Source organism: Mesorhizobium sp. GW821-FHT04C10 (genome assembly GCF_059420305.1).
In genome coordinates this window covers 46,632-59,596 of record NZ_JBWKTL010000001.1, presented here as the reverse complement: position 1 = coordinate 59,596, position 12,965 = coordinate 46,632, and the positions used below count along the sequence as shown (strand labels likewise).

11 protein-coding genes are annotated in these 12,965 nt (G+C 64.4%); 7 read left to right on the top strand and 4 right to left on the bottom strand.

Features of this window, described 5'->3' with window-relative positions; translation table 11 throughout:
- The first annotated feature begins 60 nt into the window (after positions 1-60).
- Both recR and AC07UC_RS00275 read left to right on the top strand, forming a co-directional pair.
- Entirely contained in the window at positions 61-666 is a 606-nt protein-coding gene (gene recR / locus AC07UC_RS00280; RefSeq protein WP_140775537.1) for a recombination mediator RecR, read from the top strand.
- Positions 667-734: 68 nt separating this feature from the next.
- Positions 735-1,940 (top strand): lytic murein transglycosylase, encoded by a 1,206-nt coding sequence (locus AC07UC_RS00275; protein ID WP_494908867.1) that lies wholly within the window; start codon positions 735-737, stop codon positions 1,938-1,940.
- Positions 1,941-1,988: 48 nt separating this feature from the next.
- Here AC07UC_RS00275 and AC07UC_RS00270 read toward each other — a convergent pair whose 3' ends face one another.
- Entirely contained in the window at positions 1,989-2,252 is a 264-nt protein-coding gene (locus AC07UC_RS00270; RefSeq protein ID WP_494909035.1) for a hypothetical protein, read from the bottom strand.
- Between AC07UC_RS00270 and AC07UC_RS00265 the strand changes: the two genes are divergently transcribed.
- From AC07UC_RS00265 to AC07UC_RS00245, 5 genes are read left to right on the top strand one after another with little or no spacing between them, the layout of a single operon-like run.
- Positions 2,197-3,840, top strand: coding sequence for an ABC transporter substrate-binding protein (locus AC07UC_RS00265; protein WP_494903340.1), 1,644 nt, complete (start codon positions 2,197-2,199; stop codon positions 3,838-3,840). The two genes, AC07UC_RS00270 and AC07UC_RS00265, sit on opposite strands and share 56 nt — an antisense overlap.
- A gap of 18 nt (positions 3,841-3,858) precedes the next feature.
- Positions 3,859-4,920: an ABC transporter permease gene (locus AC07UC_RS00260; RefSeq protein WP_140775532.1), complete on the top strand. Its 1,062-nt coding sequence runs from the start codon at positions 3,859-3,861 to the stop codon at positions 4,918-4,920.
- Positions 4,917-5,837, top strand: coding sequence for a nickel transporter permease (gene nikC, locus AC07UC_RS00255; RefSeq protein ID WP_140775531.1), 921 nt, complete (start codon positions 4,917-4,919; stop codon positions 5,835-5,837). Before AC07UC_RS00260 ends, nikC begins: the two co-directional genes overlap by 4 nt.
- A 10-nt stretch (positions 5,838-5,847) precedes the next feature.
- Entirely contained in the window at positions 5,848-6,681 is an 834-nt protein-coding gene (locus AC07UC_RS00250) for an ABC transporter ATP-binding protein (protein ID WP_494903338.1), read from the top strand.
- The gene (locus tag AC07UC_RS00245; RefSeq protein WP_494903337.1) at positions 6,678-7,424 is read left to right on the top strand and encodes an ABC transporter ATP-binding protein; all 747 of its coding nucleotides are present in this window, start codon (positions 6,678-6,680) and stop codon (positions 7,422-7,424) included. Before AC07UC_RS00250 ends, AC07UC_RS00245 begins: the two co-directional genes overlap by 4 nt.
- A 230-nt stretch (positions 7,425-7,654) precedes the next feature.
- On the opposite strand, the gene AC07UC_RS00240 is transcribed toward AC07UC_RS00245, so the two are convergent.
- The 3 genes from AC07UC_RS00240 to AC07UC_RS00230 are packed head-to-tail and all read right to left on the bottom strand — an operon-like array spanning position 7,655 to position 12,956.
- Positions 7,655-10,750, bottom strand: coding sequence for an efflux RND transporter permease subunit (locus AC07UC_RS00240; protein WP_494903336.1), 3,096 nt, complete (start codon positions 10,748-10,750; stop codon positions 7,655-7,657).
- A complete protein-coding gene (locus AC07UC_RS00235; protein WP_202324689.1) occupies positions 10,750-11,826 on the bottom strand; it encodes an efflux RND transporter periplasmic adaptor subunit in 1,077 nt (358 codons plus the stop codon). Before AC07UC_RS00235 ends, AC07UC_RS00240 begins: the two co-directional genes overlap by 1 nt.
- Positions 11,823-12,956: an efflux RND transporter periplasmic adaptor subunit gene (locus tag AC07UC_RS00230; protein WP_494903334.1), complete on the bottom strand. Its 1,134-nt coding sequence runs from the start codon at positions 12,954-12,956 to the stop codon at positions 11,823-11,825. Before AC07UC_RS00230 ends, AC07UC_RS00235 begins: the two co-directional genes overlap by 4 nt.
- Positions 12,957-12,965: the final 9 nt, after the last annotated feature.

The window sequence follows — 12,965 nt, the reverse complement described above, 5'->3', positions numbered from 1 at the left end:
GCAGACCATGCGCTGACACGGGATGTTCCAAAGCGCTCTGAAAAATCCTAGATCAGAGCGATGTCCAAGCGAATCGCCGGTCCCGAGATCGAACGTCTGATCCAGCTCCTGGCCAAGGTGCCGGGGCTTGGTCCCCGTTCGGCCAGGCGTGCGGCACTGCATCTGATCAAGAAGAAGGAGCAACTTTTGTCGCCGCTCGCCGCCGCCATGGGCGAGGCTGCCGACAAGGTTCGCATCTGCTCCACCTGCGGCAATGTCGATACGTCGGATCCTTGCATGATCTGCACCGATCCGCGCCGCGATGCCGCCACCCTCATCGTCGTAGAGGACGTCTCGGATCTCTGGGCGCTCGAACGCGCGGCGGCAATGAACGTACGCTACCATGTGCTCGGCGGCACGCTGTCGCCGCTCGACGGCGTCGGCCCTGATCAGCTCAACATCCGCTCGCTGATCGACCGCGTTGCCGGCGGCGAGGTCAAGGAAATCATCCTCGCCGTCAACGCAACGGTCGAGGGCCAGACCACCGCGCATTACCTCACCGACCAATTGTCCGGCTTCGACCTCAAGGTGACAAGGCTGGCGCATGGCGTGCCGGTCGGCGGTGAACTCGACTATCTCGACGAGGGCACGCTCGCCGCTGCGCTGCGCTCGCGGACGGCGTTTTGACGCAATTGGCGGGGATGTTTGCTGAAATGACTGCATTCCTTCGTACGATCACCTTCGCCCTTGTCGCTATGCTCCTCGGTGTCTTCCTCGTCACCCCGGTCTCGGCCGCCAAGATCGACGACCAGTTCCGCGCGTGGTTGCAGAACGATCTCTGGCCCGAAGCCAAGGCCAAAGGCATTTCCAAGAAGACCTTCGATGCCGCCTTCGACGGCATAAACCCCAATCTGAAGTTGCCCGACCTTGTCATGCCCGGCGAGAAGCCGAAGACGCCGCAGAAGCAGCATCAGGCCGAGTTCGGCTCGCCCGGCGCCTATTTCGCCGAAAAGACGGTTCGCGCCGTGACATCAGGCGGACGCACGCGCGAGGCTTCCAACGCCAAGACCCTTGCCGCGATCGAAAAACGCTACGGCGTGCCCGGCGAGATCGTTCTGGCGATCTGGGGCCGCGAGACCGGTTTCGGCGCCGCGAAGATGCCCTACGACGCCTTCGAGGTGCTGGGCACCAAGGCGTTCATGTCGACCAAGAAGGATTTCTTCCGCACCGAATTGCTGGCCGCACTGGAAATCGTCGAGCGTGGGATGGCCCCGGTCGGCGCGATGAAATCGTCCTGGGCCGGTGCGCTCGGCCAGCCGCAATTCATGCCGACCTCCTTTCTCAAGCATGCCGTGGATTTCGATGGCGACGGCCGCGTCGACATCTGGAACTCGACGCCCGACGTGCTCGCCTCGATCGCCAACTATCTTGTCCATTATGGCTGGGTGAGGGGACGGGGCTGGGGGTTCGAGGTGACCGTGCCCGAGAGCGTCTCCTGCTCGCTGGAAGGTCCCGATCAGGGCAAGAAGATATCTGAGTGGGCTGGTATGGGCATCAAGCGTGTCGGCGGCAAGCCGTTTCCGGCGAGCGAGCTTAAGGCGGAGGGCTTCCTGCTGATGCCGGCCGGCCGCAGCGGACCGGCTTTCATCGCCACGCCCAATTTCTACGTGCTGAAGGAATACAACACCAGCGACCTCTACGCGCTGTTCATCGGCCATGGTGCCGACCGCATCGCGCATGGCGATCAGAACTTTTCCGGCAGCTGGGGCCCCGTCGGCGATCTGCACCGTTCCGATATTGCCGCCCTGCAGCGGTCGCTGGAGGCCAAGGGCTATGATGTCGGCAGCGCCGATGGCCTGCCCGGCTTCAAGACCCGCCGCTCGATCGGCAAGTGGCAGGCCAAGAACGGCCAGGCCGCAACCTGCTTTCCCGATGCGGGCCTGGTCGCCGCACTGAAATAGCGCCGAAATTAGCAGATTATTCTCGATCGGCGGCCTCGATTGGCCGGCCTATGCGTCGACGCGCGACCACCCATCCTGCTTCAATGAGTCGTCGTATAAATGCTCGTTGCCGGCCACGGAGCCGCCGGATATGGTGTTGACCAAATGGACAAAAACCACGACGGTAAGTGGACAAGGGGCCATCATAGGCCTTGAAAAGAAGACCTCAACCCTGAGCCGGGAACTCAGGTTAACAACAAAAAAGGGAACAATCACCATGATGATGGAAAAGCTTGCTCTACGATCCCGCATCTTGCTCGCGGGCGCGGCCATGTCGGCACTGCTTCTGGCCGGAGCGCCGGCTGGCGCGGTCACCCCCGCCGACACGCTGGTCGAAGGTTTTGCGATCGACGACATCATCTCCATGGATCCGGGCGAGGCGTTCGAACTGTCGACCGCCGAAGTCACCGGCAACACCTACGACCTGCTGGTCCGCCTCGACCTCAGCGACACGTCCAAGGTCAAGCCCGATCTCGCTGAAAGCTGGACCGTCTCCGACGATGGCCTAACCTACACGTTCAAGCTCAAGCCGGGCCTCAAATTCGCCTCGGGCAATCCGATCACCGCGGCTGACGTCGCCTATTCGTTCGAGCGCGCCGTCAAGCTGGACAAGAGCCCGGCCTTCATCATCGACCAGTTCGGCATCAGCGGCGACAACGTCACCGAAAAGGCCAAGGCCGTCGACGACACCACCTTCCAGTTCACCGTCGACAAGGCCTATGCGCCGAGCTTCGTGCTGAACTGTCTCTCGGCCACCGTCGCTTCGGTGGTCGACGCCAAGCTGGTCAAGGAACATGTCGCGGCAGTGACGCCGAGCGCCGACTACAAATGGGACAATGATTTCGGCAATGCCTGGCTGAAGACCGGATATGCCGGCTCCGGCGCCTACAAGCTGCGTGAATGGCGCGCCAACGAAGCCGTCGTCATGGAGCGCAACGACAATTATCACGGCGAGAAGGCCAAGCTTGCCCGCGTCATCTATCGCAACATGAAGGAAAGCTCGGCCCAGCGCCTGGCGCTGGAAGCCGGCGATATCGACGTCGCCCGCAACCTCGAGCCGAACGATCTCGACGCCATCGCCAAGAACGCCGACCTCACCTCGACCAGCGCGCCGAAGGGCACGGTTTATTACATCAGCCTGAACCAGAAGAATCCGAACCTGGCCAAGCCCGAAGTGCGCCAGGCCTTCAAATATCTTGTCGACTATGATGCGCTGAGCTCGACCATCCTCAAGGGCATCGGCGAGATCCACCAGACCTTCCTGCCCAAGGGCGTGCTTGGCGAACTGGACGAGAACCCGTTCAAGCTTGACGTCGCCAAGGCCAAGGAGTTGCTGGCCAAGGCAGGCCTGCCCGACGGCTTCAGCGTCACCATGGACGTGCGCACCGGTCAGCCGACGACCGGCATGGCGGAATCGATCCAGCAGACGCTCGGCCAGGCCGGCATCAAGCTCGAGATCATCCCGGGTGACGGCAAGCAGACGCTGACCAAGTATCGCGCCCGCAATCACGACATCTATATCGGCCAATGGGGCCAGGACTATTTCGATCCGAACTCCAACGCCCAGACCTTTGCCTCGAATCCGGACAATTCGGATGCAGGCAAATCCAAGACGCTCGCATGGCGCAATGCCTGGGACATTCCGGACCTGACCAAGCAGACGGAAGCAGCGCTGCTGGAAAAGGATTCGGGCAAGCGCGCCGACATGTACAAGGACCTCGAGAAGAAGATCCTCGACACCAGCCCGTTCGTCGTCATCCATCAACAGCTGGAAGTCGCCGGTGTGCGCAAGAACCTCAAGGGCTTCGCGCTTGGCCCGAGCTTCGACACCAATTTCGTCGGGCCGGTCTCGAAAGAATAGCGCCCGCGGACGCGCCGCATGAGCGCGGTTGAAAACGGAGGCGGGCGCGGTGGTGCCCGCGCCGTCGCCCTTGCATCATCGCTCGGCCGTTTCCTGGTCATCGCGGTGACGACCTATCTTGGTCTTCTCGCGGTCACCTTCTTCATTGGCCGTGTCATCCCGATCGACCCGGTGCTGGCAGTGCTCGGGGACCGGGCGCCGGCCAATGTCGTCGAGCGCACGCGCCGCGAGATGGGCCTCGACCTGCCGCTGATCGAGCAGTTCTACATCTATGTGAAAAATGCCCTGAGTGGTGATTTCGGCACTTCGGTGCTGACCACCAATCCGGTCATGACCGACATCCGCCGCGCGCTTCCGGCAACGACGGAACTGGCGACGCTGGGGACACTGATCGGCGCGCTGTTCGGCGTACCGTTGGGCGTGCTGGCCGCGGTGAAGCGCGGCAGCATCATCGACCAGGTCGTGCGTGTGATTGGCCTGATCGGCTATTCCGTGCCGATCTTCTGGCTCGGCCTGCTCGGCCTGGTGCTGTTCTACGCCAAGCTGCAATGGGTGGCTTTTCCGGCCCGGCTCGACGTCGTCTACGAATACACCTTCACGCCGATCACCGGTTTCTACCTCCTCGATTCGGCGATGCAGGGTCAGTGGGATGTCTTCCGGGACGCCTTCCGCCACATCATCCTGCCGGCCTCGCTGCTCGGCTATTTCTCGCTCGCCTATATCAGCCGCATGACGCGCTCGTTCATGCTCAACGAACTGGCGCAGGAATACATCGTCGCGGCGCGCGCCAAGGGCCTGTCGGAAACCCGCATCATCTGGGGCCACGCGCTGCGCAACGCCGCCGTGCCGATGGTGACGGTGATCGCGCTCTCCTATGCCGGTCTGCTCGAAGGTTCGGTGCTGACGGAGACCGTCTTTTCCTGGCCAGGCATCGGCCTCTACATCACCAACTCGCTGCAGAACGCCGACATGAACGCCGTGCTCGGCGGCACCATCGTCATCGGTTCGGTGTTCATCGGCATCAACCTTTTGTCCGATCTTCTCTACCGTGTGCTCGATCCGAGGACGAAGGTAAGATGAGCACAGACACCATCCAGAGCCGACGCGACTGGTTGCTCAGCGAGCGGCCGGCCTCGCGCATGCAGGCAAGACTCGGCCGCGCCTATGTCGCGTGGCGGCGCTTTTCCGCCAACCGGCTGGCCTTTGTCGGCCTGCTGATCATCATCGCCTTGCTGGTCATCGCCGCGCTTGCCGGCGTGCTGGCGCCCTATTCGCCGACTTTCGGCGACTTGAAGAATTCGCGGCTGCTGGCGCCCAGCGCCGAGCACTGGTTCGGCACCGACGACCTCGGCCGCGACATCTATTCGCGCATCCTCTACGGCTCGCGCTGGACGCTCTATGTCGTCATCCTGGTCGCCATCATCGCCGCCCCCATCGGTCTGCTGGTCGGCACCGTTGCCGGTTACGCCGGTGGCTGGACCGATGCCATCCTGATGCGCATCACCGATATCTTCCTCGCCTTTCCGAAGCTGGTTCTGGCGCTGGCCTTCGTTGCCGCCCTCGGCCCCGGCATTGAAAACGCGGTGCTGGCGATAGCCATCACCTCCTGGCCGCCTTACGCTCGAATTGCCCGCGCGGAAACGCTGACGGTGCGCAATTCCGATTACATCAAGGCGGTGCAATTGATGGGCGCTTCGCCCTTCCGCATCGTGCTGCGCCACATCATGCCACTCTGCATCTCCTCGCTGATCGTCCGCGTGACGCTCGACATGGCCGGCATCATCCTGACCGCCGCCGGCCTCGGCTTCCTCGGTCTCGGCGCGCAGCCGCCGCTGCCCGAATGGGGCACCATGATCGCGTCCGGCCGCCGCTTCATCCTCGACCAATGGTGGGTGGCTGGCGCCCCGGGCTTTGCCATTCTCATCGTCAGCCTCGGCTTCAACCTGCTTGGCGACGGTCTGCGCGATGCGCTCGATCCGCGGAGCGGCGACCAATGAGTGGTGACCAATGAGCGCGCTTCTCGAGGTCGAGGACCTGCGCGTTACCTTCCCAACCCGCACTGGGTTGATCGAAGCGGTGCGCGGCGTCTCCTTCGCGCTTGGCCGCGAGCGGCTGGGCATCGTCGGTGAAAGCGGTTCGGGAAAATCGCAGACCGGCCGCGCCATCATGGGCCTGACGCCCCCGCAGGCCCGGATATCGGCCAGGAAACTGGCCTTCGACGGCATCGATCTGCTCGGCATTTCGGCGCGCCAACGCCGGGCACTGCGCGGCAACCGCATCGCCATGATCCTGCAGGATCCGAAATATTCGCTCGACCCGGTGATGAGCATCGGCCGCCAGATCGTCGAGACCTTGCGCACGCACGAAAAGGTCTCCAAGGCCGAAGCGCGCGAGCGGGCGCTGGCCATGCTGGAGGCGGTGCAGATCCGCGATCCCAAACGCGTTTTCGACCTGCATCCGCACGAAGTGTCCGGCGGCATGGGTCAGCGCGCCATGATCGCCATGATGCTGATCGCCGGATCGGAAATGATGATCGCCGACGAACCGACCTCGGCGCTCGACGTCACTGTGCAGCTCGACGTGCTCGGCATCCTCGATAAATTGGTCAGCGATCGCGGCATGGGGCTGATCTTCATTTCGCATGATCTGCGCCTGGTCTCGTCCTTCTGCGACCGCGTCATCGTCATGTATGCCGGCAAGGTGGTCGAGCAGCTCAAGGCCTCCGAACTCGGCCAGGCCCAGCATCCCTACACGCGCGGCCTGCTCAACTGCATGCCCAGGATAGGCTTCGAACGCCACCCGCTGCCGGTGCTCGACCGCAAGCCGGAGTGGGCGGCATGACTTCTGCGATCACCGTCGACGGGCTGGAAGTGATCTTCGACCGGTTTCGCGCGCTGAAAGGCGTCAGCCTCGAAGTCAGGTCAGGCGAATCCTTCGGCCTGGTCGGCGAGAGCGGCTCCGGCAAATCGACGCTGCTCAGGGCCATCGCCGGCCTCGCGCCGGTCGCTTCGGGCAGCATCACCGTCAATGGCAAGAAGCTCGGCGCGCGTCGCGACAAGGCGTTTTACCGCGAAGTGCAGATGGTCTTCCAGGATCCCTATGGCTCGCTGCACCCGCGCCAGACCGTCGACCGCCTGCTGCAGGAACCGCTTGCCATCCACGGCTTTGCCGATGGTGAGAAGCGCATCGAGCGTGCGCTTGATGAGGTCGGTCTCGGCAACGGCTTCCGCTTCCGCTACGCGCATCAATTGTCGGGCGGCCAGCGCCAGCGGGTGGCGATCGCGCGTGCGCTGATCCTCGAGCCGTCCATCCTGCTGCTCGACGAGCCGACCTCGGCGCTCGATGCCTCGGTGCAGGCGGAAGTGCTGAACCTGTTGGAAGAGGTCCGCCGGCGGCGCAAGCTGACCTTCCTGATGGTCAGCCACGACCTCGCCATCATCACCCATATGTGCGAGCGGCTGATGGTGATGCAGAGCGGTGAGGCGGTCGAGAATCTGACTGCGGCCCAACTTGTCGCGCACCGCGTGACCGAGGATTATACGCGCAACCTGCTGCGAGCCAGCGACGGGTTTGTGCGGGCGTAACTGGGTTTTCTACGTCGAGTTCTGTCGCGCCCTCCTCTGGCCTGCCGGCCATCTCCCCCACGGGTGGGGAGATTGGCAGTCATCGCGGCTTTCGCCAATCTCCAGTGTTGTAGAATGGTCGCGGCGCCGAGACAGCCGATCTCCCCCCTTGTGGGGGAGATGTCCGGCAGGACAGAGGGGGGCGCTGTCCCGCCGGCTGTCAATTTTGTATCGAATGAACGCACTTCCGTTTATGCCGCCCCGCCCTCCGGCAGTGCTTCGCCTTGCGCATCGTCCTGCTCCTGCTTGGGCTCCTTGATCCTGAACCACGTCACATAAAGCGCCGGCAGGAACAGCAGCGTGATCGCCGTACCCGCGATGATGCCGCCCATCATCGCGTAGGCCATCGGGCCCCAGAACACTTCGCGCGCGATCGGGATCAGCGCCAGGCTGGCGGCGGCTGCCGTCAGCGCGATCGGCCGCATGCGGTGTTCGGTCGCCTCGATGACGGCCGTCCATCGGTCCTTACCCTCTCGGACGAGGTCCTCGATCTGCACGATCAGGATGACCGAGTTGCGGATCAGGATGCCGATCAGCGCCAGCACGCCGAGGATGGCGACGAAGCCGAGCGGCGCCCCGCTTGGCACCAGGGCGGCCACCACGCCGATCAGCCCGAGCGGCGCCACCGCCACGACCAGGAACAGACGCTGGAAGCTCTGCAATTGCACCATCAGGATGGTCGCCATGATGAACAGCATCAGCGGCACCACGGCCGCGATCGGCCCCTGGCTTTTGGCGCTTTCCTCGACCGAGCCGGCGGTTTCCACCGAATAGCCCGGCGGCAGCTTGGCGATGAAGGCATCCACCGACGGCTTCAGCTCGTTGACCACGGTGGCCGGCAGCGTGTCGCCCACCATGCCGGCGCGCACGGTGATCGTCGGAATGCGGTCACGCCGCCACACTGTCGGCTGCTCGAGGTCGTAACTGAAATTGGCCACCGCCGCGAGCGGGATGGCTTCGCCGGTGCTGGTCGGCAGCTGCATGTTCTGCAGTGTCCCGATCGAGCCACGTTCGGCATCGCGTGAGCGCGCCACGACATTGATCAGATAGGTGGCGTCGCGCACCTGGGTGATGGTGGCGCCGCCGACCGTGCTGTTGAGCGCACTGGCGATGTCGGACGAGGTGATGCCGAGCTGGCGTGCCTTGTCCTGCAGCACATCGACCCTCAGCACGCGTTGCGGCTCGTTCCAGTCGAAGGTGGGTGCTGCGAGCTTCGGATTGGCCGAGATGAGGCCGGCGAATTGCTGCGCCAACTCGCGCACCGTCTGGATGTCGGGACCGCCGACGCGATACTGCACCGGACGGCCGACAGGCGGTCCGAGTTCGAGCAGTTTGACGAATGCGTCGGTGCCGACAAACTCCTCGCGCAGCAGCTTCTCCAGCGCCGGCTTGACCCGGTTGCGCGCCTCGAGGCTCTTGGTGACGATCACGGTCTGGCCGAAATAGGGGTTGGCCGGCTGCACGTCATAGGCCAGCACGAAGCGCACCGCGCCCTGGCCGATATAGGACGAGAAATGGTCGATGTCGGGATTGCCGACCAGCGCCCGCTGCTCGAACCGCTCCATCTGGTCGCGCGTCTCGGCGATCGACGAGTTCTGTGGCAGGTTCCAGTCGACGATCAGCTCCGGCCGGTCGGACGGCGGGAAGAACTGTTGCTGGACGAGGCCGAAGCCGGCGATCGAGGCCGCGAACAACAGCACCGTGACGATGATGGTCAGCCAGTGCCGGCGCACCGAAAACACCAGCACGCGCCGGAACAGCGAGGTGAATCGGCCAGGCTGGTCGTGATGCTTGGTCTTCATCGTCGCCGGCAGGATTGTTACGCCCAGCAGCGGCGCGAACAGCACCGCCACGATCCATGACACCAGCAACGACACGGCGATGACGACGAACAGGGTGAAGGTGTATTCGCCGGCGGCGCTTGAGTTGAGACCGATCGGGATGAAGCCAGCGACCGTCACCAGCGTGCCGGTCAGCATCGGAAAGGCGGTCGAGGTGTAGACATAGGTCGCCGCCTTGCGCAGGTTGTCGCCAACCTCCAGCCGCGCCACCATCATCTCGACCGCGATCATGGCGTCGTCGACCAGAAGCCCGAGCGCGATGATCAGCGCGCCCAGCGAAATGCGCTGCAACGAAATGCCGAGATACTCCATGACCGTGAAGGTGATGGCCAACACCAGCGGAATCGACAGCGCCACGACGAAGCCGGCGCGCATGCCAAGGCTGATGAACGAGACAGCAAGCACGATGGCCACCGCCTCGAACAGCGCGCGGGTGAAGCCCGAGACCGCCTCCTCGACGATCACCGGCTGGTCGGCGACCAGATGCACGCCGACGCCGACCGGCAGGTCGGCCAGCACCTTGTCCATCTCTCTGTGCAGCGCCGCGCCGAATTCGAGCAGATTGGCGTTGGGCTTCATGCCGATGGCGAGCGCGATGGCGTCCTGGCCGTTGAAACGGAACAGCGCCGTCGGCGGATCGACATAGCCACGTGTGATCGTCGCCACGTCGCTCAGCCGGAAGAAGCGGTCGTTGACGCGCAGATTGATGGCACGCAGGCTCTCTTCGGACGTGAACTGGCCGCCGACGCGCACGCTGATGCGCTCCGGTCCGGACTGGATGACGCCGGACGGCGTTATCGCGTTCTGCGCCTGCAGGCTGGCGACAATCGCCTGCTGGTTGAGGCCAAGGGCCGCGATCTGGCGCGTCGAGAATTCGAGATATATGGCTTCGTCCTGCGCGCCCACGAGATCGACCTTGCCGGCATTGGGCACGGTCAGGATTCTTGTGCGGACGTCCTCGACATAGTCGCGCAACTGGCGCGGTGTCAGCCCGTCCGATGTGAAGGCGTAGATGTTGCCGTAGACATCGCCGAAGCGGTCGTTGAAGAACGGCCCCTGCACGCCTTGCGGAAACTGCGCCTTGATATCGTTGACCATGTTGCGCACCTGAAGCCAGTTCGGCACGACATCGCGCGCCCTGGTGGTGTCCTTCAGGTTGACGAAGATGACGGTCTGGCCGGCGGTGGTGACGGATCTGGTGAAGTCGAGGCTGTCGAGCTCCTCGAGCTTCTTCTCGATGCGGTCGGTCACCTGCTGCACCGTCTCCTTGACCGACGCGCCCGGCCAGTTGGCCTGGATGATCATCGTCTTGATGGTGAAGTTGGGGTCTTCCTCACGGCCGAGATTGAGGTAGGAGAATATGCCGGCCACCACGAAGACCAGCATGAAATACCAGACCATGGAGCGGTGGCTGAGCGCCCAGTCGGAGAGATTGAAGCCCTTCATCAGACGCCGCCCTCCGGCACTCTAACCTTCTGGCCTTGGCTAAGGCTATGGACACCGGCGGTGACCACGCGCATGCCGGCCTCAAGTCCCTCGGCCACAGTGAAGGTGCCGCCATTCCTGGAAGCGATCTTGATGTCGCGCGTACTCACGCTCGACGTCTGCGGATCGACGATCCACACTTTGTCGGAACCGTTCTTTTCGAGCAGCGCCGACATGGGCAGTTCGATCGTCGGCGCCACCTTGGTCACGCGGGTTGCCGTTACCGTCGAGCCGAGCCTGAAGGCCTGCGGCGGATCGGTGAGCGTCAGCCGCACGCGCCGGGTGCGCGTCGAGCCCTCCGCCTGTGGCGCGATCTCGCGCAGCTTGGCCTCGGTCTGGATCGTCGGCAGCGATTGCAGGATGACCTGGAACGGCGTGCCGGCGGTGAGATCGCCGATCAGCTGGTCGGGAATGTCGACCACCGCTTCGCGCAGGTCGGAGCGCGCCACGGTGACGACTGTCTGGCCCGCCGAGACCGTTTGCCCGACCTCGGCGCCGACCGCGGTGACGACGCCGTCGAAGTCGGAGAACAGCCTGGCATAGCCTAGCTGTTCCTGCGATTTGGCCAGCGAGGCCCTGGCCCGCTCGACGCTGGCTTCCGCGGCCTTGCGCGCCTGCTGCGCGGCATCGAAGACGGCCTGCGACGCGTTGGCCGACGCCAGCAGCTGGCGCTGGCGCTCCTCGCTCGCCGCGGCGTTGGCGAACTGTGCCTCGGCATTGGAGAGCTCTGCCTTGGCCGCTTGCACCGCCAGCTCCAGCGCGGTCGGGTCGAGCGCGGCGATCGTGGTGCCCTTGGTGACGATGTCGCCGACCTTGACGTCGCGCGAGACGACCCGGCCAAGCAGGCGGAAGGCAAGGTCGGCGCTGACCTGCGGCTCGACCGAGCCGGCGAAGCCGAAGGTCTCGGTCGTGCGCGGCTCGACCACCACCGAAAGCACGGGCCGGATGATTTCCGTCGGCTTTTCTTCGGATTTCGAGCAGGCGCCAAGCGCGCCAAGCGCGAACAGGCCAAGCACGATTCGTGGCAGCCGGTTCATTGGCCCGCCCCCGATATCTCCACCGTCTGGCCGGGACTGAGTAACTGCCCGCCCGCGGTAACGACACTCTGGCCTTCGTTCAGACCGCTGGCGACGACGACCGTGCCCGAATCGAAGGCCAGCACCTCGATCGGCGTCGTCGACACTGCCTTGGTCGCTGGGTCGACAATCCAGACGGCCGGTCTGCCGGCACTGGACGTCAGTGCCTGCCAGGGCAACAGGATCGCCTTCGTCGGTTTGGCGCCGACCGAGCCGATCACGGCCGCCCCCAGCGGCATGCCGGCGGGCGTGTCGGCAATGCCGACCCTGACCCGGATCGAACCGGAGGCCTGGTCCACCACCGGCGAGATTTCGCGCACCTTGCCAGTTGCCCGGACCTGCGGATCGGCCAGCAGCGTGATCGTCACCGCCGGCGAGGCCGGCGTCCTGGCGACCAGCGTCTCCTGCACGTTGAACACGGCGTCACGGTCACCGTCCTCGGCGACGGTAAAGACGGTTTGCGCCGCTTGCACCACCTGGCCGGTTTCGACCTGGCGGGCGGTGATGACGCCGGGGGCGCCCGCCTTGAGCTCGGTGAAGGACAGGTTTTGCTGGGCATTGGCGAATGCGCTCTGCGCGGCATCGACACTGCCTTGCGCCACCTTCATCGCCTGGTCGGCGGCGTCATAGTCGCGCCTGGTGGTGAAGCCCTGGGCAAGCAGCGTCTTCTGCCGCTGGAAGGCGGCGGCGGACTGGGTCAGCTGCGCCTGCGCCGCATCGAGATCGGCTTGTGCGGAGCGCAGATCGGATTCCTGTTCCTGCGGATCGATGCGGGCCAGCACCGCGCCCTGGTCGACATGCTGGCCGACATCGACAAACCGCTCGGCGACGCGGCCGCCGACCCGAAACGACAGATTGTTCAGCGTGCGCGCCGCGATCACCCCGGTCAGCGAGGTCCTCGGTGCGTAGTCGGCCATCGCCACCGTTTCCGCGCGCACCATGACCGGCAGTTTCCTGGCCGCCGCTTCCTGCTTCTGGCAACCGGCCAGCAGCAGGGCGGCTGCGCAGACGCACACTGCCGAGGAAAAGGACAAAAGGCTGGAGGTTTTGACGGATGGCGGCGAGACGGACGATGTCGCGTTCCTGCTCATGGGCTCCCC

Excerpts from the sequence above, each read along its gene's own strand:
- recR (WP_140775537.1), top strand. The coding sequence starts at position 61 with ATGTCCAAGCGAATCGCCGGTCCCGAGATCGAACGTCTGATCCAGCTC.
- AC07UC_RS00275 (WP_494908867.1), top strand. The coding sequence starts at position 735 with ATGCTCCTCGGTGTCTTCCTCGTCACCCCGGTCTCGGCCGCCAAGATC.
- AC07UC_RS00265 (WP_494903340.1), top strand. The coding sequence starts at position 2,197 with ATGATGATGGAAAAGCTTGCTCTACGATCCCGCATCTTGCTCGCGGGC.
- AC07UC_RS00270 (WP_494909035.1), bottom strand. The coding sequence starts at position 2,252 with ATGGCCGCGCCCGCGAGCAAGATGCGGGATCGTAGAGCAAGCTTTTCC.
- AC07UC_RS00260 (WP_140775532.1), top strand. The coding sequence starts at position 3,859 with ATGAGCGCGGTTGAAAACGGAGGCGGGCGCGGTGGTGCCCGCGCCGTC.
- nikC (WP_140775531.1), top strand. The coding sequence starts at position 4,917 with ATGAGCACAGACACCATCCAGAGCCGACGCGACTGGTTGCTCAGCGAG.
- AC07UC_RS00250 (WP_494903338.1), top strand. The coding sequence starts at position 5,848 with ATGAGCGCGCTTCTCGAGGTCGAGGACCTGCGCGTTACCTTCCCAACC.
- AC07UC_RS00245 (WP_494903337.1), top strand. The coding sequence starts at position 6,678 with ATGACTTCTGCGATCACCGTCGACGGGCTGGAAGTGATCTTCGACCGG.
- AC07UC_RS00240 (WP_494903336.1), bottom strand. The coding sequence starts at position 10,750 with ATGAAGGGCTTCAATCTCTCCGACTGGGCGCTCAGCCACCGCTCCATG.
- AC07UC_RS00235 (WP_202324689.1), bottom strand. The coding sequence starts at position 11,826 with ATGAACCGGCTGCCACGAATCGTGCTTGGCCTGTTCGCGCTTGGCGCG.
- AC07UC_RS00230 (WP_494903334.1), bottom strand. The coding sequence starts at position 12,956 with ATGAGCAGGAACGCGACATCGTCCGTCTCGCCGCCATCCGTCAAAACC.